17 protein-coding genes and 2 pseudogenes are annotated in these 24488 nt (G+C 63.7%); 9 read left to right on the forward strand and 10 right to left on the reverse strand.

The window, feature by feature from the left end; translation table 11 throughout:
* Positions 1-38: 38 nt before the first annotated feature.
* From HAP48_RS45320 to HAP48_RS45330, 3 genes are read right to left on the reverse strand one after another with little or no spacing between them, the layout of a single operon-like run.
* Entirely contained in the window at positions 39-2297 is a 2259-nt protein-coding gene (locus HAP48_RS45320; protein ID WP_166206557.1) for a xanthine dehydrogenase family protein molybdopterin-binding subunit, read from the reverse strand.
* Positions 2294-2776, reverse strand: coding sequence for a (2Fe-2S)-binding protein (locus HAP48_RS45325; RefSeq protein WP_166206560.1), 483 nt, complete (start codon positions 2774-2776; stop codon positions 2294-2296). The genes HAP48_RS45320 and HAP48_RS45325 overlap by 4 nt, the downstream gene beginning before the upstream one ends.
* A gap of 4 nt (positions 2777-2780) precedes the next feature.
* Positions 2781-3641, reverse strand: a complete 861-nt coding sequence (locus HAP48_RS45330; RefSeq protein ID WP_166215768.1) for an FAD binding domain-containing protein — start codon at positions 3639-3641, stop codon at positions 2781-2783.
* 365 nt (positions 3642-4006) lie between these two features.
* Here HAP48_RS45330 and HAP48_RS45335 point away from each other — a divergent pair, with 365 nt between their 5' ends.
* On the forward strand, positions 4007-5617 hold the full coding sequence (locus HAP48_RS45335; protein WP_166206563.1) for an ABC transporter substrate-binding protein: 1611 nt from the start codon (positions 4007-4009) through the stop codon (positions 5615-5617).
* A gap of 203 nt (positions 5618-5820) precedes the next feature.
* On the opposite strand, the pseudogene HAP48_RS45340 reads toward HAP48_RS45335, so the two are convergent.
* A pseudogene (locus HAP48_RS45340) lies at positions 5821-7718 on the reverse strand (SPFH domain-containing protein).
* 576 nt (positions 7719-8294) lie between these two features.
* Here HAP48_RS45340 and HAP48_RS45345 point away from each other — a divergent pair.
* Entirely contained in the window at positions 8295-9515 is a 1221-nt protein-coding gene (locus HAP48_RS45345) for an ABC transporter substrate-binding protein (protein WP_166206566.1), read from the forward strand.
* Positions 9516-10553: 1038 nt separating this feature from the next.
* Here the strand turns inward: HAP48_RS45345 and HAP48_RS45350 are convergent.
* The 4 genes from HAP48_RS45350 to HAP48_RS45365 form a co-directional block, all read right to left on the reverse strand.
* Positions 10554-11693, reverse strand: coding sequence for an amidohydrolase/deacetylase family metallohydrolase (locus HAP48_RS45350; RefSeq protein WP_166206569.1), 1140 nt, complete (start codon positions 11691-11693; stop codon positions 10554-10556).
* A 59-nt stretch (positions 11694-11752) separates the two neighbouring features.
* Entirely contained in the window at positions 11753-13636 is a 1884-nt protein-coding gene (locus tag HAP48_RS45355; RefSeq protein ID WP_224496850.1) for a cyclic nucleotide-binding and patatin-like phospholipase domain-containing protein, read from the reverse strand.
* A gap of 167 nt (positions 13637-13803) precedes the next feature.
* Complete coding sequence (locus HAP48_RS45360) at positions 13804-14955, reverse strand: zinc-binding dehydrogenase (protein WP_166206575.1); 1152 nt, start codon at positions 14953-14955, stop codon at positions 13804-13806.
* A 290-nt stretch (positions 14956-15245) separates the two neighbouring features.
* Positions 15246-16589 carry an IS1380-like element ISBdi2 family transposase gene (locus HAP48_RS45365; protein WP_166204320.1) on the reverse strand — a complete coding sequence of 448 codons (1344 nt, stop codon included), beginning with the start codon at positions 16587-16589 and terminating at the stop codon, positions 15246-15248.
* 147 nt (positions 16590-16736) lie between these two features.
* On the opposite strand from HAP48_RS45365, the gene HAP48_RS45370 reads away from it, so the two are divergent.
* Positions 16737-17219, forward strand: a complete 483-nt coding sequence (locus HAP48_RS45370; RefSeq protein WP_166206578.1) for a hypothetical protein — start codon at positions 16737-16739, stop codon at positions 17217-17219.
* A 91-nt stretch (positions 17220-17310) separates the two neighbouring features.
* On the opposite strand, the gene HAP48_RS45375 is transcribed toward HAP48_RS45370, so the two are convergent.
* Positions 17311-18390: a hypothetical protein gene (locus HAP48_RS45375; protein WP_166206581.1), complete on the reverse strand. Its 1080-nt coding sequence runs from the start codon at positions 18388-18390 to the stop codon at positions 17311-17313.
* 97 nt (positions 18391-18487) lie between these two features.
* Between HAP48_RS45375 and HAP48_RS45380 the strand changes: the two genes are divergently transcribed.
* The 5 genes and pseudogenes from HAP48_RS45380 (at position 18488) to HAP48_RS45400 (ending at position 22360) form a co-directional block, all read left to right on the forward strand.
* Positions 18488-19174, forward strand: a complete 687-nt coding sequence (locus tag HAP48_RS45380; RefSeq protein WP_166206585.1) for a GDSL-type esterase/lipase family protein — start codon at positions 18488-18490, stop codon at positions 19172-19174.
* Between the two features lie 119 nt (positions 19175-19293).
* On the forward strand, positions 19294-20220 hold the full coding sequence (locus tag HAP48_RS45385; RefSeq protein WP_166206589.1) for an acyl-CoA desaturase: 927 nt from the start codon (positions 19294-19296) through the stop codon (positions 20218-20220).
* 38 nt (positions 20221-20258) lie between these two features.
* Positions 20259-20663: pseudogene (locus tag HAP48_RS45390) on the forward strand (aromatic-ring hydroxylase C-terminal domain-containing protein); the annotation flags it as partial.
* Between the two features lie 131 nt (positions 20664-20794).
* A complete protein-coding gene (locus tag HAP48_RS45395; RefSeq protein ID WP_166206592.1) occupies positions 20795-21412 on the forward strand; it encodes a PilZ domain-containing protein in 618 nt (205 codons plus the stop codon).
* Between the two features lie 333 nt (positions 21413-21745).
* Entirely contained in the window at positions 21746-22360 is a 615-nt protein-coding gene (locus tag HAP48_RS45400; protein ID WP_166206595.1) for a transglutaminase-like cysteine peptidase, read from the forward strand.
* A 179-nt stretch (positions 22361-22539) separates the two neighbouring features.
* On the opposite strand, the gene HAP48_RS45405 is transcribed toward HAP48_RS45400, so the two are convergent.
* On the reverse strand, positions 22540-22926 hold the full coding sequence (locus HAP48_RS45405; RefSeq protein ID WP_029081518.1) for a hypothetical protein: 387 nt from the start codon (positions 22924-22926) through the stop codon (positions 22540-22542).
* 205 nt (positions 22927-23131) lie between these two features.
* Between HAP48_RS45405 and HAP48_RS45410 the strand changes: the two genes are divergently transcribed.
* Positions 23132-24475, forward strand: a complete 1344-nt coding sequence (locus tag HAP48_RS45410) for an IS1380-like element ISBdi2 family transposase (protein ID WP_166204320.1) — start codon at positions 23132-23134, stop codon at positions 24473-24475.
* The last annotated feature ends 13 nt before the right edge of the window (positions 24476-24488 follow it).

A 24488-nucleotide genomic window follows, 5' to 3' on the forward strand; every position in this document is an offset into this window, starting at 1 on the left:
ATACCCATTGCCCATCCGGGCCACGTCGTCGAAAACTCCTACTCCGCGGCCAGCTGCGTCGGTGCATCCAGCGCCTCTGACACCTTCGGCGGCGACATCGGCAGGCTGTAGAAGCGTTTGCCGAGCGCGTCGTGCACGGCATTCGCCACCGCGGCCATCACCGGCACCAGCGGCACTTCGCCGACGCCCTTGATGCCCTGCGGGTGCTTCGGGTTCGGCACCTCGACCAGCGCGCAATCGAGCATCGGCAGGTCGGAACAGACCGGCATGCGATAATCGAGGAAGCCCGGATTATCGACCTTGCCGTCCTTGTTGTAGATGTACTCCTCGTTGAGCGCCCAGCCGATGCCCTGCGCGACCCCGCCCTGAAGCTGGCCCTCGACATAGCTCGGATGCACGGCGCGGCCGACATCCTGCACGGCGGTGTAGCGGATCACCCTGACGATGCCGAGATCGACATCGACCTCGACGTCGCAAATATGCGTGCCGAAGCCGCCCTCCGCGCCCTGGGTGTTGAGCTGCACGCTGGCGCCGATCGGGCCGCCCTGCGACGGCGCCTTCTCGGCAAGGTCGGCGAGCGTCAGCGGCTCGAACTGGCCGGCATTCGGGCTGACCGGATGCGCGGCGCCGTTCTCCCACTTCACGGCTTCGGGGTCGATCTCCCAGATCTTCGCCGCGCGCTCACGCAAGGTCGCGATCACCTTGTCGGCCGCCTGCGTCACCACCATTGCGGAGGCGAACAGCACGCGGCTGCCGCCGGTGAGGTTGGAGAAGCCGACCGTCTGGGTGTCGCCGATGATGACGGAGATGCGCTTGTAGTCGATGCCGAGCAGCTCGGCGCAGATGTTGGCGATGCCGGCGCGCGAGCCGCCGATATCGGGGTGACCGGTGGTGACGACGACGTTGCCGTCCTCGGTGATGTTGACCTGCGCGGAGGATTCACCGCCGGCGTTGAACCAGAAGCCGGAGGCCACGCCCCTGCCCTGATATTTGCCGAGCGGCGCGGCGTAATGCGGATGGTTCCTGGCAGCTTCCAGCGTCTCGATATAGCCGATGCGCGGGAACACCGGGCCGTGCGCCGCCTTGGTGCCTTCCTTGGCCGCGTTCTTCAGCCGCAACTCCAGCGGATCGATCTTGAGGCTATCGGCGAGCTCGTCGAGCACGCATTCCACCGCATAGGCGCCGATCGGCGCGCCGGGCGCGCGATAGGCCGCGACCTTGGAACGGTTGGAGCAGACGTCGAAGCCTTCCGACAGCACATGCGGAATGTCGTAGGGCGCAAAGCTGCAACCGACCGCGCCGCGGATCGGCGAACCCGGAAAGGCGCCGGCCTGCAGATAGAAGGTGCCGTGGGCGGCGACGATGGTGCCGTCCTTCTTCGCGCCGATCTTCACCGTGCTCTTGGAGCCCGAGGTCGGCCCGGTCGCGCGCATCACCTCCTCGCGGGTCATCACCATCTTGACCGGGCGGCCGGACTTCCTGGCGAGCAAGGTCGCGAGCGGCTCGAGATAGACGATGGTCTTGCCGCCGAAGCCGCCGCCGATCTCGGCGGGGATGGCGCGGATGTCGCTTTGCGGGATGCCCGTCAGCATCGAGGTCATCGCGCGCACCATGAACTGGCCCTGGCTCGACGACCAGATCGTGGTCTTGCCGTCGGCCGCAACCGAGATCAGGCAGGCATGCGGCTCGATATAGCCCTGGTGCACCGGGCGGGTGGTGAAGGAGCGCTCGATCACGACATCGGCGTCCTTGAAGCCTTGCGCGATATCGCCCTTCTTGGACTCGATCCGGCCCATGATGTTCGAGGGCTTGCCGTCGAATTTGTTGAACTCGTGCAAGATCGGCGCATCAGGCTTCATCGCGTCGTCGATCTCGATCGCCCAGGGCAACACCTCGTAATCGACCTCGATCAGCTGGCAGGCTTCGGCTGCGATCGCTTCCGTGGTCGCGGCGACAGCGGCGACGGGATGGCCGGGAAACAGCGCCTTGTCGCGCGCCATCACGTTGCGGCACATCCAGCGCATGTCCTGGATGCCGAGCATCACGGCGCCCTTCTCGATCGTGAAGTCGACGATGTCGCGCGAGGTCACGACCGCCTTGACGCCGGGTAGCGCCTCCGCCTTGGCGGTGTTGATCGACCTGATCCGGGCATGCGGATGCGGGCTGCGCAACACCTTGCCCCAGATCATGCCGGGCATGGTGGTGTCGGCGGCAAACGCCGCGCGGCCCGTCACCTTGTCGACGCCATCGGGCCTGATGGTGCGCTGGCCGATCCATTTGTTGTTGACGACGTTCATCGAGCAGTCTCCCGCATTTCAGCCGCGGTCTCCATCACCGCGCGGACGATCTTGTCGTAACCGGTGCAGCGGCAGAGATTGCCGGCGAGCCAGAAACGGACTTCCTCTTCGGTCGGATTTGAGTTCTTGGCGAGCAGCGCCTCGGAGGCGACCAGCATCCCCGAAGTGCAGATGCCGCACTGGAGCGCGGCATGTTCGAGGAATTTCTGCTGCAGGGGATGCAGCTCGCCGCCCCTGGCCATGCCCTCGATGGTCCGGATCTCATGCCCCTCGGCCTCGGCCGCGAGCATCAGGCAGGAGCAGATCAGGCGGCCGTCGAGCGTGATCGAGCAGGCGCCGCAATCGCCGGAAGCGCAGCCCTCCTTGGAGCCGGTGAGCGCCAATTGCCCGCGCAAGGCGTCGAGCATGGTCTCATAGGGCTCGCACAGGAATTCGACCGGCTCGCCGTTGACCGAGGTGGTGACGTGCAGTTTCGCCATGGTGCTAGTGTCCTCCGGCGCGCTGGGCGGCGATCGCGGCGGTGCGCTTGAGCAGCACGCCGGCGGTTTTGATGCGGTAAGCGATGGTGCCGCGCTTGTCGTCGATCGGACGGCAGGTGGCGCGGCAGGCAGCGGCGGCGGCCTCCAGCGCTGTAGCGTCGAGTTTCGAGCCAACAAGCGCCTTTGCCGCCGGCGCGACCAGCAGCACGGTCGGCGCCACTGCGCCGAGGCCGATGCGGGCCGCGGTGCAGACGCCGTCCTTCAAGGTCAGGCTGACGCCGATGCCGACGACGGCGATGTCCATCTCGGTGCGCGGGATCATCCGCAAGTAAGCATCGCCGGAGCCCGCGGGCCGCGGCGGCAGCGCAAAACTGACGAGGATCTCGCCCGGCTTGAGGTTGGTCCGTCCCGGCCCGGCCGGCACGTCCTCGACCTTGATCTCGCGGCGGCCGCTCGGGCCCTGCACCGTGACGATTGCGCCCGCCGCGATCATCGCCGGCACGCTGTCGCCGGCCGGCGAGCCGTTGCAGAGATTGCCGCCGGCGGATGCCCGGCCCTGCACCTGCTTGGAGCCGATCAGGTTGATGGCCTCGAGCACGCCGGGCCAGACCTTGCCGAAGCGTGCGTGCTCGGCGAGCTCCATGCCTGAGACGGCAGCACCCACGCGGAAACCGCCGTCGGCGGCCTCGGTAATCTCGGTCATCTCGCCGATCTTCTTGATGTCGACGATCAATCCCGGCCGCACCAGGCCGGCGCGCATTTGCACCAATAAGTCGGTACCCCCTGCCATAATGCGGGCGGCACTCCCGGCGGCAGCGAATGCGCCAATCGCTTCATCAAGCGAGCGCGGTGCTACGTATCGGATATCGGTCATGTGGCTCTTCTTGACTCCCTCGGCTGCTTGTTCCCTTTGCGGGATATGGCCTTATTGCTGGCCGGCAGGACGCAAGCCTACACGGCAGAGCACGCTCCGAACAGCCGTCGAGGTGCGGTGGAAAGCGCAGGCTCCTATGCAGGATGCGCGCTTGCGCGGCCCCGGCGCAGCCCGCGCCACGGCGGCGGTCATGGAACGTTCACGTCCAGAGCCCGCGCGAATCCGGCGCCGGAATCCGGCTTGTGCGCATCCGAGACCGGCGGCATGGGGCTTGCTTGCGTTGAGCAGCGGATTGGTGAAGCATGCCGGTCGCTGTGGCATGCGTGCCGGCGCAACGACAAATCGGGAGACGGCGAATGGTCGATGTTTCGCGCAGAACGCTCCTCAAGCTCGCGGCCAGCGTGCCGCCGGCGATCGCGGTCCCGGCCATCCTCCCGTCGCGCGCGATCGCCGCGGCCAAGGGCAAGACCATCACCGCGGTGATGCATTCGGATTTGCGCATCATCGATCCCGGTTTCACCACCGCCTACATCACCCGCGACCATGGCTACATGGTCTACGACACGCTGCTCGGCATCGATGCAAGCTTCAAGGTCCGGCCGCAGATGGCGGAGTGGACGATCTCCGACGACAAGCTCACCTACACCTTCACCTTGCGCGACGGACTGAAATGGCATGACGGCGCGCCTGTCACGGCGGAGGACTGCATCGCCTCGCTGAAGCGCTGGGCCACCAATGACGGCACGGGACAGAAGCTGATGGACTTCACGGCGGCGCTCGAGGCCGCCGGACCCGGGACCATCGTGCTCAAATTGAAGGAGCCCTATGGCCTGGTGCTGGAGAGCATCGCAAAGCCCTCCTCCTATGTCGCCTTCATGATGCCGAAGCGGCTCGCCGAAACGCAGCCGGGCAAGCAGATCGCCGAACAGATCGGCTCCGGCCCGTTCAAGTTCTTGACCGCCGAATTCCAGCCGGGCGTCAAGGCGGTCTACGAGCGCAACGCCGATTACGTGCCGCGCAAGGAGAAACCGGAATGGACCTCCGGCGGCAAGGTGGCGAAGGTCGATCGCGTCGAATGGCTCACGATGCCCGACGCGCAGACCGCGATCAACGCGCTGCAATCCGGCGACATCGATTTCCTGGAGCAACCGTCGATCGACATGGTGCCGGTGCTCGAGACCAATCCCGATCTGACCGTGGCCGTGCTGAACAAGTTCGGCTTCCAGATCGAAGGCCGGATGAATTTCCTGCACCCGCCGTTCGACAACCCCAAGATCCGCCGCGCCGCGTTCCTGGCGATGAACCAGAAGGACGTGCTCGACGCCACGGTCGGCAATTCCAAATATTACGAGATCTGCGGCGCCTTTTTTGCCTGCGACACGCCGCTCGCCAGCGACGCCGGCGCGGAGACCCTGATCAAGGGCAACGGCATGGCCGAAGCCAAAAAGGCGCTGGCCGCCTCGGGCTATGACGGCACGCCGGTCGTGATCATGATCCCCGGCGACGTGCAGACCCTGAAGGGACCGCCGACCGTCGCGGCGCAGCTGTTGCGCGCGGCCGGCTTCAATGTCGACGCGCAGGTGACGGACTGGCAGACCGTGGTCAGCCGGCGCGCCAGCCAGAAGCCGCCGAAGGAAGGCGGCTGGAACATGTTCTTCACCTTCACGGGCGCCACCGAAACGATGAACCCGATCGTCAACAACCAGATCGCCGCGAACGGCAAGCGCGCCTGGTTCGGCTGGCCGGAGAACGCCAAGATCGAGCAGATGCGCGACGCCTTCGCGCGCGCGACCGCCCCTGAAGCACAGAAGCAGCTCGCAGTCGACATCCAGACGGAGGCCTATGAGCAGGTGATCTATATCCCGCTCGGCCAGTTCCGGATGCCGAGCGCCTGGCGCAAATCGCTGAGCGGCGTGCTGGACGGTCCGGCGCCGCCGGTGTTCTGGAACGTCGACAAGACCGAATAGGATCGGCCTGTCCGCAGATTCGCTTCGCCTCTCCCGCTTGCGGGGGAGGTCGGAACGCATGCCAGATGCGTTCCGGGTGGGGGCTCTCTCCACAATGCGACTCGCGGTGACACCCCCACCCCGGCCCTCCCCCGCAAGCGGGAGAGGGAGTGCACTTTCTTCGCGGCGATTTGTCCGACCTTATCTCACCGCACTATCGCCGTTCACTGGCCGTTGGTCCGGCGTGCGGCCTTTGGCGCCTCGTCCTTCAGCTTCTCCAGCGCGCCGGGCATCATCTGCCCGAACATCGAGCTCAGCATTGCGGTCGGGATCAAGCCCGCATTGCTGTTCTCCTGCGCGGCACCGCCGGACATCAAGAACTGCGGCACCAAGGGCTGATTGATCCGCGTCAGGGCGTCGGCGAATTTTGCAAAATTCTGCTCGGCCAGCCGGTACTCCGGCCCGCCATAGGCATCGACCGACAGCTTGGTCGCCTGCGCGTTGGCCGTGCCGACCGCGAGCACCCGGTCAGCCTCGCCCTGGCCTTCGAGCCTGGACTGCTCGCCGACTGCGCCGCCGCGGTCGCCTTGGCCTCGTTCAGCGCGCGCTCCTGCACCGCGGCCTTCTCCTGCTCCTGATAGGTCTCGATCTGCTCGCGCGCGATCTGGCGCGAGCGCAGCTGAATCAGGATGTTCTCGATAGTGTGGTCGCCGGCGGCGGCGCGCGGCGTGCCGATCAGGACCTCCTGGAGGTCGAGCGAATAACCCTCGAACTTCGCCTTCATCACCTGCGCCGATTCCTCCTGGATCGCGGCGCGGTTCTGCAACAGCTCGATCAGCGTCATCTTCTGCGCGATGTTCTTGAAGAACGCGCTGACCATCGGGTCGAGCGTCTGCTCGACCAGCTTCTTCACGTCGCCGAAGCGCTGGATGATCATCGGCGCCTTCTTGTAATCGATATGCATCACCACCGAGAGCGGCAGCGTCGGCTCGAACGCGTCCTTGGTGATCAGCGAGATTTCCGACAGGTTCTCGTCGAGCTTCATCGCGCCGACCTCGCCGCGCACCCATTTCAGGATGAAGTTGACGGTCGGGATGATCTCGATTTTGCCGGCATAGGTGTTGAAGGCGTACTTGCCCGGCAACAGCGGGTCCTTCCAGACGCCGCGGCTGCCGTTGAGCACCAGTTCGCCGTGACGATACTGCTCGCCCGAGACGTCGTCGGTGCGCGGGCCGGTGTAGAAGATCACGACGCCGACATTGCCGACCGGGATCACCGTCTTCGGCACCGCCTCGACGGTCGCGAACAGGCGGTTGATGTACCAGGTGCCCTCGACGATGACCTGCAGCTGCCGGCCGCGATAGCCGCCGCCGCGCAGGAATTTCTCGGGCTCCTGGAAGTTGTTGTGGAACGTCTCGCCGTCGCGCAGCTCGATGCCGACCTCGGGCGCAATGATCTCGCCCGGAGGCAGCGAGGGGCCGTCATGCACGGTGACGATGCCGACCAGATCGTGATCGGCCGCCAGCACGACCGGTGCAAAGCCCCAGCGCTCGGTGATCGTGAGTTGCATGCCCTCGAGCACGCCGCGTTCGCGCTCGCTCAGAGCATAACCATAGACGCATTCGTCGGTAATGATCGCGAACTGGGTGGTGTTGATCGCATAGGTGCCCTCGCGCAGCACCTTGCGCTGCGGGCCCTTCTGGCCGCCGCCGAGCAGGAAGCGGCGCGCGTCCTGGAAGTCCGACTTCTCCTCGGTGTCATTGGCACCGAGCACCTGCGACGACTCCAGCGCCGCGCCGTCGCGCGCGAACACATAGGCGATCTTGCCCTGGCCGACGGTCACGAGATCCGAGCGGTGAATCCGGTACATGAACGGAAACAACACATGCAGGCCGCCGCGCAGCACTTCAGGCTCGTAGCCGGCCTCGCCGTTCAGCGCGATGAAGCCGTCGTCGATCGAACCCTTCAGCGACCACAGCTTTTCGACGATGCCGACCTGATTGTTGGGAATGTAGCGAAACACGTTTGATACGCGCAGCAGGATCACACATGCGACCGCTGCAGCGATCCAAATGGCAGGCTGGGTTGAACCTGAACCATTAAGAAAACCGAGGAAGTCCATAGTCCATCTCCACAATTCGCAACTGGGCAGTTTGGGAGCCCAAACCTGCACCCAAGAATTGCGGTGCGGAAATGTGGTGCGCGGCTTTATCCGCGCAAGGCGGTGAATATTGTTCGCTCGGCCAATCTTTTTTTGATGACAGGATGAACCGCCGATCGAGTCGCGTGACATCGATTGGCGCGATCAATTTGCTGCGATTGCGCATCACTCGCAGCGTACGGGTGCGCCGCGCTTGACGCGGCGATGGTGCGCAAGAGGCGCGCTGTCCCGGACGAGGAGCTCACGCCTTACAGGAACGTGGCTCGCTGATCAGCCGGGAATATTTCCACGCCGCTTCGGGCAAAACGCCCAACGACATCGCGAGACCGCCTGCGCGTGCCAATGCTATGGAGTCCGTTTGCTGAACCGGCGCGGCGCGAGAACCGGCATGGAAGCACGCAGATTCTACCACGAGGGAATGCTTGCGCGGCAGCAGGCGGCCGAGAGTCGGCGCCTGGTCGACGGTCGCACCACGCCCGCCACAACCCGGTGCGCGGGACGTCCCGTCGACAACACCGACGGCCGTGGAGCCGCGTGATGCGAAAGAGCTGGTACAGACCGGCAGCCGGAGCCGCAATCATCAGCCTCGCTCTGTTCGCTGCGGCCGACCTCTGCGCCGAAGGCCGCAAATATGATCCCGGCGCCAGCGATGCCGAGATCAAGATCGGACAGACGATGCCCTATAGCGGCCCGGTGTCGGCCTTCTCCGTCATCGGCAAGGTGCAGGCCGCCTACTTCCGGATGATCAACGACGGCGGCGGCATCAACGGCCGCCGGATCAACCTGATCTCCTATGACGATGCGGCAACGCCGGCCAAGACGGTCGAGCAGGCTCGCAAACTGGTCGAGCGCGACGAGGTCCTGTTCACGTTCCAGGGCGTCGGTAACGCCTCGAACATCGCGGTGCAGAAGTATCTCAACGACCGCCATATCCCCCAGCTGTTCGCCGGTGGGCGCGCCACGCGGTTCGAGGATCCGGTCGGCTTTCCCTGGACCATGGGATTCGCGCCGAACCTGCGGACCGAAATCCGCGTCTATGCGCGGTTCATTCTCGACAATTATCCGAACGCAAGGATCGGCCTGCTCTTCCAAAATGACGAGAGCGGCAAGGAATATCTCGCGGGGCTCAAGGACGCGCTCGGCGCGCGGGCGCCGGACATGCTTGGGTCCGAAGCCCCGTATGATGCGACGGACCCGACCATCGACTCGCAGGTGGTCCGGCTCAAGGCCGCAGCGGTCGACGTGCTGATCGACATGGCCGCGCCGAAATTCGCCGCCCAGGCCATCCGCAAGACGGCCGAGCTCGGCTGGAAACCACTGCACCTGCTCGGCGTCGGTCCGTCCTCGATCGACGCGGTGCTGGTGCCGGCGGGACTAGAGAATGCCAAAGGGCTGATCTCGGCGAGCTCGTTCAAGGAGGCCGCCGACCCGACCTGGGCTGACGATGCGGGCATGAAGAAATGGCGCGCGTTCATGGACTCCTACTATCCGGACGGCGACAGGAAGAGCCTCTTCACGGTCTACGGCTATAGTGCCGCCGAGCTGCTGGTGGATGTGCTGCAGCAATGCGGCGACGATGTCTCGCGCGACAACATCATGCGCCAGGCCGCCAGTCTGAAGAATGTGAAGCTCGATCTGCTGCTGCCGGGTCTTGCCATCAATACCAGCCGCACCGACTATCGCGTGATCAAGGAGTTCCGGATGATGCGCTTCAGCGGCGAACGATGGGAGCCGTTCGGGCCGATCGTCGCCGACTAGAGTATCGGTTCTGATTGACTCAGATCCTTACTCCAGCTTGTTATTTTGACGCGTTTTCCTTGCGCGAACCGGCATCAACTTCGCTGGAAAACGCCTTAAAGCGCGATGCGATTGGGTCGAATTGTCATCGCGCTGTAGCTCTTTGTCTAAGCAAACGCGTTCCGCGTTTGTCGCGACGGAAAACCGCTTCGCGCTTTTCCGATCATGCTTTAGCGCGGATGTCTTGGTCGCTTGAGTTCGGCGACTCGAAACTTTCCGGCGGCGTCCAGGCTGCTGCAAACCCAGTAGGCTCTGTTTCGGTAGTCGCCCAAGAACACTTTGGTCTCGACGCAGTCGACGTAGGATTTGTAGGTGAGGTTGTCTCTGCACGTCGACGAGAAAGGCCCATGTGCTTGTCCGCCCGCCGACTCGCTACATCCAACCCAAGGGTCTTTGCCGTGTGGGAGGCTTGATTCACAACCACCGTTGCAATTGCTGGCGACTTTCTCCAGCCTGGCAATCCTCCCCAATATTGAATCTGGCGCTGGCGATGGCGTTCGAGCAGTTGACGATGACGTTTGAGCGGATGGCGTTCGACCGGTTGACGACGTCCGGCGAGATGCCCCTGTGTTTGCCGCCTGCTTCGGCCTATTTGGTCTTGCTGCCTCCTTCGGCGCATCGACCGTGATGCCGGGAAGCGGGTTGGCGGAGTCTGTTGGGGTTTGCGACGCTGCCGGGCCGCACAGCAAGACAGTTGAGAAGAAAGCGACGGCTGAGCGCGCGACAAGCCTTGACGACAATCTCATGACCATGTCCTCTCGAGGACGGACATCCCGTCCCAATTGCGTTACCACGCATACTCAACTAGCCGAAATATCCGAACTTGGCCACTGAGGGTCAAAGGGATTTCTACCGATGGCCGCCATTGACATGGTTGCCGAGGATCATGCGGACACCTCGCCCAAAGCCGTTGCCGTGTCTGATTGTATCTCACGGGCGACCGGCTTCGATGTTGCTTTCTTGAGAGCAAAGCGGACACGGGTTTTATGAGCACGCGCCCTATCTCGGATGCCACCAGCGTCCGCCGATCACCACGCCTTCGGATGCGATCCTGCGATCGCCCGTCAGGTGCTCGCCGACCACGTCGACATAGTCGAACCGACCTTCCCTGATCGAGATCAGCGTGGCGTCGCCGACGCTGCCCGGCTTCAGGCTGCCGAGCTCCGGACGCCGCAATGCCATCGCAGCATTGACCGTGGACGCCGCGATCACGTCCGGCAGCGACATTCCCATACAGAGGAGCTTCGACATCGTCGTCACCTGGTCGAACGCCGGCCCGTCGATGCAGAGCTGATGGATGTCGGAGGAGATGGTGTCGGGGTAAAAGCCGTTGGCGAGCATCGCACGCGCGGTCTTGAAGGCGAACGAGCCCTTGCCGTGGCCGATGTCGAACAGCACGCCGCGCTCGCGCGCCTCCAGCACCACCTTCTTCACCGTGCCCTGCGCGGTCGCGGGCGTGTTGGGGAACGGACGGAACGCATGGGTCAGCACGTCGCCGGGGCGCAGGCGCGCCAGCACCTCCTCATAGCTCGGCGGCGGATGGTCGATATGCGCCATCAGCGGCATGCCGACCTGTTCCGCAACCTCCAGCGCGATCTCGAGCGGCACCAGCCCCGAAGTGCCCGAGGCGAACAGACCGACCCGCACCTTGATGCCGACGATCAGGTCGCGGTTCTCATCCGCAACCCGCGCGGCGTCGACCGGGTTCATCAGCCGCAACTCCTCGCTCTCGCCGACCATCACCCGGTCCGAGAAGCCGAAGATGCCGGCATGCGAGACATGCAGATAGGCGAGGATGCGGACCTGGCTCGGCTCGATCACATGCTTGCGGAAGCCGGCAAAGTTTCCGGGGCCAGCGCTGCCGGTATCGACCGAGGTGGTGACGCCGGAGTTGCGGCAGAATTCCTCGGCGTCGATGCCGAGCGAGGTGCCGCCCCAATAGACATGGGTGTGCAGGTCGATGATCCCCGGCGTCACGATCAACCCGGAGACATCACGCACCTGGGTTGCGGGATCGGCGACAAGCCGCTGTCCAACCGCAGCAACCTTGCCGCCCGAGAACGCCACGTCAGTCACGGCATCGAGTTTTTGCGACGGGTCGACCACACGTCCGCCGCGCAGAATCAAATCGAAAGGCATCGTCATCTCCGGATTCCAGTCCGGCACGATGGTCGAGATCGCCTAAGCCCGCAAGCGGCTCAGCCGGCGCGGGCCTCCTGGGACAGCGGCGCGGTCACCGTCGCCTCGTCCGCGCTGTTGTCCGCATCCTCATCCGCCGCCTTGGCCGACGCGACGATGGCCGCAATAGCCGGGTTATGCTCCGCCTCCGAGGCAGCAATGGTCTCGCGGGCCCAATGGTAGGAGGATTGGAAGATCTCCTGATGGCGGTCGAAATCGGTCACGTCGATGCCGTCAGGCGTCGGCGGGCGCATCACCATGTCGAGCGGCGTGGTCGGCAACGTATCGTAGCGTTGATGGGCGACGAGGCTCCGCCACAGCACGTTGACGGCGCTCGGCGCGGCCGGGAGCGACTTCCTCCGGAACGGCGTCAGCAGGGACGCAAGCAGTTCAAACCGTCCCGGCAACTTGGCATAGTCGACGTCGAACATTTCACTGGCCGGCTCGCCGAAATGGACCACCAGATTCGGGCCGCTCTTCAACTGATGCATTTGCGCCAGCGGAACGTTGTCGACGAGACATCCATCGACCAGCATCAAGCCGTCCCTTGTGTAAAACGGTGGCAGCAGGCCGGGGATGGCGCTCGATGCGCGCACCGCCTGCCAGAGCAGGCCGGTCCGGATCAATTCGAGGCTGTGCGTCGAAAGATTGGTCGCAACCGCCGCGAACGGCCGCCAGCAGTCCTCGATCCGGCAGTGATGGCCGTACTGATCGGCAAGCGCGGAATCGAAAGCCTTGTGATCCAGCAGTGCGTAGCGCGGCCAGGTCGGACGGCGGAAGCTGCGGCTGGAGACGAAGATCTCATGGGTGCCGCGCTCGAGATGCTCGGCGTCGTAGTTCTTGGCAAAGCCCGCCGCCATCGCCGAACCGACGCTGGTGCCGACGAAGATGTCGAACATCACGCCGCGCTCACGAAACGCCTTGTAGATTCCGACATGCGCCGTGCCGAGGCTGCCGCCGCCACCGGCGACAAATCCGACGGCGCGGCCGCAGAGAAAGCGGACCAGGCTGTCGATATCGATCATGTCCTCGAGCGCGACATGGTGGTGCATGAAGCAGGGCAGCCGGATCAGCCAGGCCGCGGTGCCGCTGACCTCGTTGCGCCTGATATCATGAACACGAACGAGGCGCCGCGTTGACGCCGGATGCACCCCGCAGGCGAACCTTTCGATCTCCGTCAGATCAGGCGCAGGCGCATGGCCACGGCAGGCGAATACGACGAGGTCAGCCTGGCGAATGGTTTTTCGCGCCCACTCCGATGCGTCAGCTCCACCGAAATAGGCCACCAGCGGCGCGTCATACTCGATCCTGTTGAGCCAATCGGCCACTTCGGATGCATCCAGCGGGCGGCCGGGAAACATGGCTTGGACCCGCGCGAGGTCGACGATCTCGGCACCGGCGGCGGCAAGGCTCTGACGCATGCGCTGTTCAAAGGCGGCAGGCACCGGCTCCCGTCCGCCGGAGATCAGCGCGACGGTGCGCGCCTTCGGTGACGCCCGGGCGGGCAACAGGCGCGCGGTCTGGATGGCAAACCGTTGAGCAAGAGCGGCAAGCAGCGCCTCGACGATCTCAGGCGTCTCTTGCACAAGCGTCGCATAGGCCGCACGCGTCAACGCCAGCACGCTGCTATCGCGGATCGCGATCACATTGGCCGTGCGCGGGATGTTGGCGAAGAATCCGATCTCGCCGACCAGTTCGCCGGCGCGAAGCTCCGCAATCGGTTCAGGATGATCGGTCCTGTACACGGCGAGCGCGCCGTGCAACACCAGAAACAATGCGTCCGAGGGGCCGCCCTGCTCGACCAGCAACTGGCCACGCACGAGGTCTTGCCGGGTCATTGCGCCGATGGCGATCAGCCGCTGCTCCGCGCTGAGCGTTCTGAACAGCGGGAAGTCATCGGACACGTTTCCCCACGCAGACGTTGCACTCGGCGGCACGCGGTTCGATTGCATGCTCCGATGTTAGCCCCGGGCCGCCGTCCCGGCGAGCGATATCAGGCCATACCGGCCTCACCCTCGCCACTATTGTTGGGAGCACTGCAACAGGATTTGCAGCACCGCATTCGCCGGGCTCACTCGACCAATTCCGGCCACGGCACGATGGTCGACTTCACCGTCTTCATGGCCATCGCGTCCGCGACCGCCTGCGCGACGCCCTCCTCGGTGAACGGATAGATCGTCTGCATATCGAGCCAGGGATATTTGTTGCGGGTGCGGTAGAGCATGTCGACGCCGAGCGGCAGGTCGTTGCCGGTGAAGCCCCAGGAGCCGAGCACGTTGAGATCCTTGGTGCAGATGCGGTGCCACGACGTGTTGATCGAGCCGGCATCGGTGAACTGGCCCATTTCGACGTAGGTGCCGCCGTCGCGCAGCATCTCGATGCCCTCGGGGCCGGCGGTTGGATGGCCCGAGCAATCCATCACGAGGTCGGCGCGGAAACCGCCGACGATGTCGCGCACCGCCTTGATGCGCTCTTCCGGCGTCTTGAGCGCTTCGATATCGACGGTCGCCTCGGCGCCGAATTTGCGCGCCAGCGCCAACCGCGGCGTCTCCGGCGCACCGACGCAGATCACGCGCCCTGCCCCCATCTCCTGCGCGGCAGCGACCGCGAGGATGCCGATCGGGCCCGAGCCCTGGATCACCACCGTGTCGCCCCAGCTGAAGCCGCCGGCGCGCGTGGCGCGGTTGAAGGCGCGGATGCAGGAGGTCAACGGCTCCGAGAGCGCCCCCAGCCGCAGCGACATGTCGTCGGGCAATCTGTAGATCTTGGTGCCCGGCAGCATGTCGAGATCGACATAGACATATTCGGCCCAACCGCCCCACATGTGCGGCGGCTTGTCGAAGCCGAGATAGCGGCCGTAATACACCGGCGTCAGGCACTTGTTGGCGCTTTGCGGGTAGTGAATGCAGTAATAGCAGCGGCCACACGGCATCAAGGGCGGGATCATCACCTTCGATCCCACCTGCAGCGGCTTGCTCATGAAATCTTCTGAAAGCTCCGGGCCGCATTCGACGATCACGCCGCCGAGCTCATGGCCGAGCGTGAACGGCCATGGCAGCGGCTTCGGCCAGTGCCCCTTCAGGATATGCAGGTCAGTGCCGCAGACGCCGCAGGCACCGACCTTGATCAGAGCCGCCTTTTTGCTGACATCAGGCCATGGCACGGTGCGGATCACCGGCTTGGCGCCCGGCCCCTCATGCGTGCAGACGCGGATCTGCTCCATCGGTTCGTCCTCCCTGTCCTTGTCCTTGTCGTTGGGCCGGGTTCGGCCGTGCCGACTTTAGGTCAGGACGATCGGGATGTCATGAAGGCAGCTTAAAGCGGCAGCCTAAAGCGAATGGGCTAGCCCGTCCTATTCGTGAGAGTGCGTTTTTTAGTCCGCTTGATGTGGCCGCACATCTGCTCTGACGAGGCGCGCGGGATTGCCTTCGGCTTTTCACCGCCTGACCGACCCGTACTTTGCAACGCGCTTGAGGTGTAGGTTGGGCGAACGGGGGGCGGATGCCCCGCCGGTCAAGGACCGAGCGGCAGCAGCGCGCCTGGCAAGCCGCGGATCAGGTCGGCTTCGGGACATGCCGCGGCAAACGCAAGGCGAATGCGGCTCGTGGTCTCGACGACACGGGCAGCGAGTTTCAAGAGACGAAGACGCAGCGTCGCGAACTCGGCTGTGGCCAATTCCCGGGCTTTGGGAATCGCGTCGCGCACGGTCAGCATCAGCCAATAAGCGGCGGTGTGGAGAACGAGGCGGACTTGATTGGCGAGCGCCGAACGGCAGCTGGTGCGATCGGAGGCGAGCTGTGTCTTATGCAGCTTGATCAGATTCTCGGCTTGGCCGCGCGCGCAATACAGGCTGTCGTAGATCCACTCGGCCGAGCCGACATCGAGGCTGGTGACGACGAAACGGATGTCGAGGCCGAGCATCGTCGCCTCAATACGGGCGACGGTACGCCGTTCGCGATCCCAGGACTTGGCCTTGTGGCGCGTCTCGGTATAGCCACGCAGAACCGGCAGGTTCTCGATGGCGCGTCGCGTGCGGATGTCGTCGGCGGCCTCGTCGAGTTTTCTGGCGAGCGGCTTGGTGCCGGACAGACCGAAGATGTAGTCGATGCCGTTGGTCTCGCACCACGCCATGGCCTCCGGCCGGGCATAGTGCCCGTCGCCACGGAACGTAATTCGCGTGTTGTGCCACCGCGTCCGGATATGCCGGATCAGGCGGCGCAGATGGGCACGCACCTCGACGCCGCCCGGCGTCTTGCCGGGCCGCAACACGACCGCCACGGGCCGGCTCTTCTCCGTGTCGTAGACGTGGATCGGCAGGAAGCAGCGTTCGTCATAATGAGCGTTGAACAGCGAGAGCTGCTGATGGCCGTGGACGACATCGCAGGTATCATCGATGTCGAGCGTGACGGATGCCGGCTCGCGCGGGTAGCTATCCATCCATGCGTCGACCAAAGTGTAGGTCAGTCGGATCACGTCGCGCAGGCGCGGAGCATTCTCCAGCCGCGACAGCGTCGGTTGGGAACACAGATCGCGACCCGTGTCCGGCAGCCGTCCGCAGGCCAGCTTGAATGCGGGATCGGACCGCAGATGATCGAGGTCGTCGGCGTCCTCGTAGCCGCAGCAGATCGCGAACATGCGCGCGCGGAACATATCGACAAGGCTGTGCACGACCCGCGTCGGATCGCGCCGATCCGGGAACACCCGGGCCAAATTGTCGGCCAAGCCGAGACGCCGCTCGGCCATCGCCAGAAGCATCACGCCCCCGTTCGAGGTCAGCCGACCGCCATCGAAGGCAGCTGTGACTTTCTTGGCGTGAACGGCTGGAAACGAGAAGGGCAGAATCGTATCGTCGGTCATGGCGGGCGTGGCGTTCGCGGTTGAGGTGATGGGGTTGGCTTCGCAACCGAATCCTACGCCGCATCAGCGCTTTACACCACGCTCGCCAGCCTCTCAGGCGCACTCTGACGAATAAGACGGGCTAGTAGCATCGCGGAGAAAGGCACGATGAATCCGGGTATCGAAGGTATCGTTGGCATGTACGTCAAGCTGGGCGAGCTGGACACGCTCGAACGGATGAAAGAGCATCGGCAGGGCCTGCTGGACCAATGCGTCGATACCGAGCATTTCAGCTTCGATGTGACGCGGTCGATCTACAGGAGCGACCTCGACGTGATCGAGGCCGGCATCGAGAGCCTCTCGGGCGAGATCACTGGCCATGTCGACGCCTTCAACGAAAACAGGATCGCCGGCTGGGCCCTTTACGACCAGCGCCCCGACAAACGGGTGAGGATCGATATCTACTTCAACGGCGACCACGTTGCCGAAGTCGTCGCCGATCAGTTCCGCAATGATCTTCTCAAGCTCAACAAGGGTGACGGGCACCACGCCTTCGTGTTCGTGCCGCCGAGCGGGTCGTTCCAGCCGCCCCTGGAGCTTGAGGTCCGCGCGGCGAACAGGAAGGTCCTGAAAGCGGTGACTGTTGAATAGGCAGTGAACGCCGCGATCAATCGGCGCCGAGATCAGATGACGGTGCGGCCCGACAACCTGTCGAGCCGATTTGTCAGACACAACCCAGTCATCATTCCCAAATAACCTGCGCGAGCTTGTTTGCGCTTTTGGGCGTCCAACGGGTCATGTGCCCATTTGCCGGGCGCCTCGACCTGTAAGTGAAGAGGTCATAGCCCCTTTCCACGATGATTTCCGACGCCTCGACGAAGCCCAGATCGTCTTCCGGCGTCTTGACGCTGTGGAAGGTCGTGTCGCTCTCAATTGGGGCGCCATCGGCAATCGTCAACGCAATTGCTCCCCCTCCATCCCGGAGCGGCTTGCAGATCGGAACCAGGCGCACCTCAAAATTCGTTGGATGGTAGGCCCGCAGCCGGAGGTTCTTGTAGAACTTCCGGTCGCCCTCGATTTCAAGCACGCCCTTGCACGCCGCGGAATTGAGCATCATGCCACTCAATGCGCTGATGCTTCCGACCTTCAGCTCATAGGTTTTCCCTCGTTCAAGACGCACGCCCCTGAATTCGATCAGGGATGTCTTGTAGTTTGCCGGGGAAGCCGTCAGCCGATCCTGCAGGTTGATCACCTCGAACCGGGTGATCGGGAACATCCTGTCCACCTCGATCATCGGCATCGCGCGAATTGCGCTGATCAGTTCCTTCAGGCTGTCGGCAATGAGTTCCGAGAGTTCCACGCCGGGATGGCTGGGATCCTTGTAGAGGTTCTCGGGACGTCTGGTTCCGTCTTCAAGAAGGTGGGTGATGCAATCGCGAACATCCAGATAGAACCATTCGTTTCGTTCAAACACCGAGATACAGTTCGCGATCAAATGCCTGGAGAGCTCCACGGTGCTGACCGGGATGCAGACGAAGATCGGTTCGCATCCATTCTTCTTGGCGCTGTGCCCGATCCATTCGATCCATTTCACCACGTCGTAAAGCCCGATTGCACCGGCCGACAGCAGCGAGTAATCGATCGCGCACATGTCAATGATGCAAAATTCAGCATTCCGAAAGAACGAGCGGCTAGCAAAATAGGGGCCAAGCAGCGATGGGCTGGCGCCCACGCGTCCCATCGACACCACTTCAATCGGCTGATGGCGATCTAAAAATTTGTTGAAGAAGCCTTCCTTGAGAATGCTGTTGGATTGACCCAAAATCGCGATCCTAGTTGTCATTCCACTCCCCAACGGCTGTCAGCATATGCTCAGACTTCGACATCGAACCATCCCGCTTGCATTGTCAATCGTTGCAATGGCCATCATCTCATCAACCAGTGCCGCGCCATTGAGCGGGCCCGCATGCGACGAGGCGGACCAGCAGATTGCGTCGACGCCGACGGTCCCTGACTCCGCAAATGCACTTCGGCGCGACCTGAAGAACGTCAGCTCGCTTCCTGCCGAAGCCTCGATCGTGATGCTTGGCGACTCGCTGGTCGAAGCCTGGCCGCAAGACCTCGCCTCCTCGCTCGCTGCGGGACGTCCCGTCCTGAACCTCGGGGTCGGTCGAGATCGCATCCAGAATACGCTGTGGTTGTTGACCTCATTCGAACAACAGCTCAAACGCATCCAACCTCAGTCCGTGATCCTGCTGCTTGGCACGAACAACATTTACCTGGACAAGCCGTGCGGCGTCCGGCTTGCCTTTGACCACCTGTTCGACCGCATCAGCCGGATATGGCCAAAGGCTCGTCTGGTCCAGATTCTCATTTTGCCGCGCGGCCCGAATATGACGGGCGCAAAGGAAAACATTTCAGCCGTCAACGCATCGCTCTCGTCGCGAGAGAAGTCGGTGCAGAAGTACCGCGTCCTCGATGCATCGGCGATCGCCTGCCAGAACAGCACGCCCTGCGCCAACTACCGCGAAGACCTGCTGCACCTGACAAGGACAGGATATGAGCAGTTGACACAGATCGTCAGGACAAACCTCAGCAGCAACTGAGCGGCTTCTGACAAGACCGCCGGAGATGCCAATGTCGGCTGCGACATGACGGACGTGCGCGGCTAATTGACAGCGACGATCGCTTCACCGCAACCTGCGACACAACCTCAGGTGATGGAATGAAGCTGCAGCCCGGCTCCGAACGACTCTTCGCGGATAGCAGCACCGATCCGCTGGACGGACAGGTGCGATGGGCGCCAGCGAAATCGCTGTGGCTCGGCACCATGACCGCGGTCGCGATCATGTTTGGACCAATGACATTCTCGTGGAGCGCATTCGCGCTGTTCATCGTGACCAGCGCGATCACCCTGTCCTTCGGGCATTCCGTCGGCATGCACCGCCGCCTGATCCATGCAAGTTTCGACTGCCCGCTGTGGCTCGAACGGTTCTGCGTCTATCTCGGCACGCTGGTCGGCATGGCCGGCCCCTACGGCATGGTACGGCTGCATGATTTCCGCGACTGGGCGCAACGCCAGGCCGCGTGTCACGACTATTCCTGCCACCGCGCCGGCTTCTGGCGCGATGCCTGGTGGCAGCTGCACTGCGCGCTCGTGTTGAAACACCCGCCGGTCTTCCAGCTCGAGCCGCGGCTCGCCAATGACCGCTTCTACGCCTTGGTCGATCGAACCTGGATGTGGCAGCAATTACCCTGGGCGCTGCTGTTCCTTGCGATCGGATCGTCGAGCTGGCTGGTCTGGGGCATCTGCGTCCGCGTCGCCGTCTGCGTCACCGGTCATTGGCTGATCGGTCATTACTCGCATCGCAAGGGCGGACAGACCTGGATCATCGAAGGCGTCGCGGCCCAGGGCTACAATGTCGGCATCGCCGGGCTGATCAGCATGGGCGAGAGCTGGCACAACAATCACCATGCCTATCCGAGCTCCGCGAAGCTCGGGCTGCTGCCCGGTCAGATCGATCTCGGCTGGTGGCTGATCAAAACGTTCGAGGCCGCAGGACTCGCGACCAACATCAACACGCCGGACAATCTTGCGCCGCGCCCGGGCGCGCGCCGGGTCGGCAGCGCGGATGCAGTCGCCGGGACATAGCGGCCGTGGATAAGTCCGCATGAACCGCACAGGCAGATCGCGATCTGATCGAGACGCCCGACGGCGCGACCTACTTTGCCGAGCGTGTGTGGGGTGTTTCGCTGCGCTACGACCTTGGCGGCAGCCATCCGCTGGTCGGCCGCAGCGCGCCCGACTTCGAGCTCGCCTGCGGGCGCAGGCTCGGCGAGCTGCTCAGGAACGGGCGCGGCCTGCTGCTCGACTTCGACGCGTGCGCTTCCCTACAAGCCGTTGCAGCTCGCTGGAGCAAGCGGATCACCTATGTCGCAAGCGACGCCCGGGATCGACTCGGCTTGCGCGCGATGCTGGTGCGCCCCGATGGCTTCGTCACCTGGGCCACCGACGCGGCCCCTCACCTCGAGGACGCCGCTCAAGCGATTGCACGATGGTTCGGCGAAGCTGACGCGGCACATGAAGGTGCCTAAGTCCCCGGACACGGCGCGAGAATCTCTCTCGCGCCGTGTCCGGGTTCCCTCCCACAACCGTAACGCCCCGTTAACCCTATCAGCCTTAGGGTCATCGGGGCTCCGAATGGACGGCGGCCGGGTTTGTTGTGATGTCGTTTGCACAGAAGAAAACTACCGTCGTCCCCATGGCCGAGGAGCGGCGGCGCTTCCAGCGCGTCAAGGTGCATCTGCTCGGCCGCTACATGCTGCCCGACCGGCGCGAGTTTCCCTGCCAGATTATCAATATGTCCCCGGGCGGCCTCGCGCTGCTGGCGCCGGGCATCGGCAATGTCGGCGACCGCGTGATCGCCTATCTCGACCATATCGGCCGGGTCGAAGGCCGCATCACCCGGATCATCGACAACGGCTTTGCGATGACGATCGGCGCCACCGCGCGCAAGCGCGACAAGCTCGCCGCCCAGCTGACCTGGCTCGCCAACCGCGACATCCTCAACCTGCCCGAGGATCGCCGCCACGACCGTATCGTGCCGCGCAACCCGATCGCCCTGCTCACCCAGGAGGACGGCACGCGGATGACCTGCCGCATCATCGACCTTTCGTTGTCCGGTGCCGCGATTGCCGCGGAGAACCGTCCGCCGCTGAAGTCGCTCGTGATGCTCGGCAAGGTGCAGTCCCGCGTGGTGCGAAATCTCGAGGAAGGCTTCGCGCTCGAGTTCGTCCACGAGCAGTCCGCGGAAACGCTCGAAGAGAGCGTTACCGCGAGGTAAAGCGAAAAGCCGCTCAAGCCCCCCGTTTTCAGCCCGCGAAGGCGGCCTCCGGTGTACCGGTGGCCGCCTTCGCCGCGTTTGGGCCGGTGAAATCGGCGGTTAACGGCCGGCGCGTTTGGCGCAACAAACCGCACAGGCGCAGCGCGCGCCGGGTTAATGCATAAAATTTGAATCAATTGCAGTTGTTTCAAATTTTACGCGAATTTGATTCAAGTATAGATCGAATTTGCCGCAGGTTTTACGAGTATTCGCGTCAAATCTACTTTGCGTACTTAGCGGCGGCGAAAAAGCTTTGTGCGACACGTGGTCCCAACAAGAAGAACGGGGGCCACAATGTTTGGGTTCAGGGGACAGGGGAAAGGTTTGGCGGTTGCCGCCATCCTGTTTGCGACGTGCGTGTCGGCCAAGGCCGGCGACGTGGTCTACGCCAGCCTGGGTGACGTCGCGCGTTCACCGATCGGCTGGGTCGAATTCTGCGCCGACAATCCGGGCGACTGCCGCGGCGGCGCGACGCAACCACGCGACATCGTGTTGTCGCAGACCGCCTGGCGCGACCTGGTGCGGGTCAACAAGTGGGTCAACGAATCCATCAAGCCGATGACCGACATGGATCATTGGGGCGTGATCGAGAAATGGTCGTTGCCATCAGACGGTTACGGCGACTGCGAGGACTACGTGCTCCTGAAGCGCAAGATGCTGATGGATGCCGGCTGGCCCCGCGAGGCGCTGTTGATCACGGTGGTCCGCGACAAGAAGGGCGAAGGTCACGCGGTGCTGACGGTGAAGACCGACAAGGGCGAGTTCGTGCTCGATAACCAGAACGAGAGCATCGTCGCCTGGACGGACACCGGCTACCGCTTCGTCAAGCGGCAATCGCAGAGCGATCCCAATGTGTGGGTCTCGCTCGGTGACAACCGCCCGGCAGTTTCAACGGCAAGCTCGCGCTGAGCAGAGCAAGGAGTTTCGAGTTCGCGACCCGGTCACATCCCCACCCCTCCCCGTCCCAGACCGGTTCGCGCGCGGCCAGGCTTCCCCCAAAGCCTGGCCGCAACCTTTTTGGAGGCTGGAAAGCCTTGAGACTCCGGATGAAGGTGATCGAGGCTTGCAATGCTGGCAGGCGCGCGTCGCTACGCGAATTGCGTAACCAGCCAGGTCACATAGACGAAGTTCAGCGGTGGAAAGAACATCGCTGTGCTCTTCAAAAGCACTCCGCTGCAGGCAACAGCGCCGCCGCAATCGCCCCAACTGCTCGACAGGCAGTGACCGGCAGCGAAAAGCCCCAGCGCAAACGAGATGCTCTTCCGCCCATCCGTCGCCGTCACGGCATTATCGATGGCATCGAGCATCGGCCCGAAACCGTTCGCGACCGGCCACCAGATCGGCCAGATGAGGGTGCATATGATCTGCTTGACGCCGATCGCGTGCTCGCGATCGCGGTAGAAGGCGCCGATCGTGAAGATGCAGCCAAGTGCGTAGACAACGAAAATTGGCAACAGAACCTTGTCAGCGCCCATCGCTTCCCCCAGCGTGCTAACAGAACGTCGCAGGGCCCGCTTTGCAGAAGGCCTGCTTAAAAACCTGATCGAAAAAGGTACTAACCCGTCTTATTCGTCAGAGTGCGCCTGAGAGGCTGGCGAGCGTGGTGTAAAGCGCTGATGCGGCGTAGGATTCGGTTGCGAAGCCAACCCCATCACCTCAACCGCGAACGCCACGCCCGCCATGACCGACGATACGATTCTGCCCTTCTCGTTTCCAGCCGTTCACGCCAAGAAAGTCACAGCTGCCTTCGATGGCGGTCGGCTGACCTCGAACGGGGGCGTGATGCTTCTGGCGATGGCCGAGCGGCGTCTCGGCTTGGCCGACAATTTGGCCCGGGTGTTCCCGGATCGGCGCGATCCGACGCGGGTCGTGCACAGCCTTGTCGATATGTTCCGCGCGCGCATGTTCGCGATCTGCTGCGGCTACGAGGACGCCGACGACCTCGATCATCTGCGGTCCGATCCCGCATTCAAGCTGGCCTGCGGACGGCTGCCGGACACGGGTCGCGATCTGTGTTCCCAACCGACGCTGTCGCGGCTGGAGAATGCTCCGCGCCTGCGCGACGTGATCCGACTGACCTACACTTTGGTCGACGCATGGATGGATAGCTACCCGCGCGAGCCGGCATCCGTCACGCTCGACATCGATGATACCTGCGATGTCGTCCACGGCCATCAGCAGCTCTCGCTGTTCAACGCTCATTATGACGAACGCTGCTTCCTGCCGATCCACGTCTACGACACGGAGAAGAGCCGGCCCGTGGCGGTCGTGTTGCGGCCCGGCAAGACGCCGGGCGGCGTCGAGGTGCGTGCCCATCTGCGCCGCCTGATCCGGCATATCCGGACGCGGTGGCACAACACGCGAATTACGTTCCGTGGCGACGGGCACTATGCCCGGCCGGAGGCCATGGCGTGGTGCGAGACCAACGGCATCGACTACATCTTCGGTCTGTCCGGCACCAAGCCGCTCGCCAGAAAACTCGACGAGGCCGCCGACGACATCCGCACGCGACGCGCCATCGAGAACCTGCCGGTTCTGCGTGGCTATACCGAGACGCGCCACAAGGCCAAGTCCTGGGATCGCGAACGGCGTACCGTCGCCCGTATTGAGGCGACGATGCTCGGCCTCGACATCCGTTTCGTCGTCACCAGCCTCGATGTCGGCTCGGCCGAGTGGATCTACGACAGCCTGTATTGCGCGCGCGGCCAAGCCGAGAATCTGATCAAGCTGCATAAGACACAGCTCGCCTCCGATCGCACCAGCTGCCGTTCGGCGCTCGCCAATCAAGTCCGCCTCGTTCTCCACACCGCCGCTTATTGGCTGATGCTGACCGTGCGCGACGCGATTCCCAAAGCCCGGGAATTGGCCACAGCCGAGTTCGCGACGCTGCGTCTTCGTCTCTTGAAACTCGCTGCCCGTGTCGTCGAGACCACGAGCCGCATTCGCCTTGCGTTTGCCGCGGCATGTCCCGAAGCCGACCTGATCCGCGGCTTGCCAGGCGCGCTGCTGCCGCTCGGTCCTTGACCGGCGGGGCATC

It is taken from the genome of Bradyrhizobium septentrionale, assembly GCF_011516645.4.
In the GTDB taxonomy this organism is placed as follows: Bacteria; Pseudomonadota; Alphaproteobacteria; order Rhizobiales; family Xanthobacteraceae; genus Bradyrhizobium; species Bradyrhizobium septentrionale.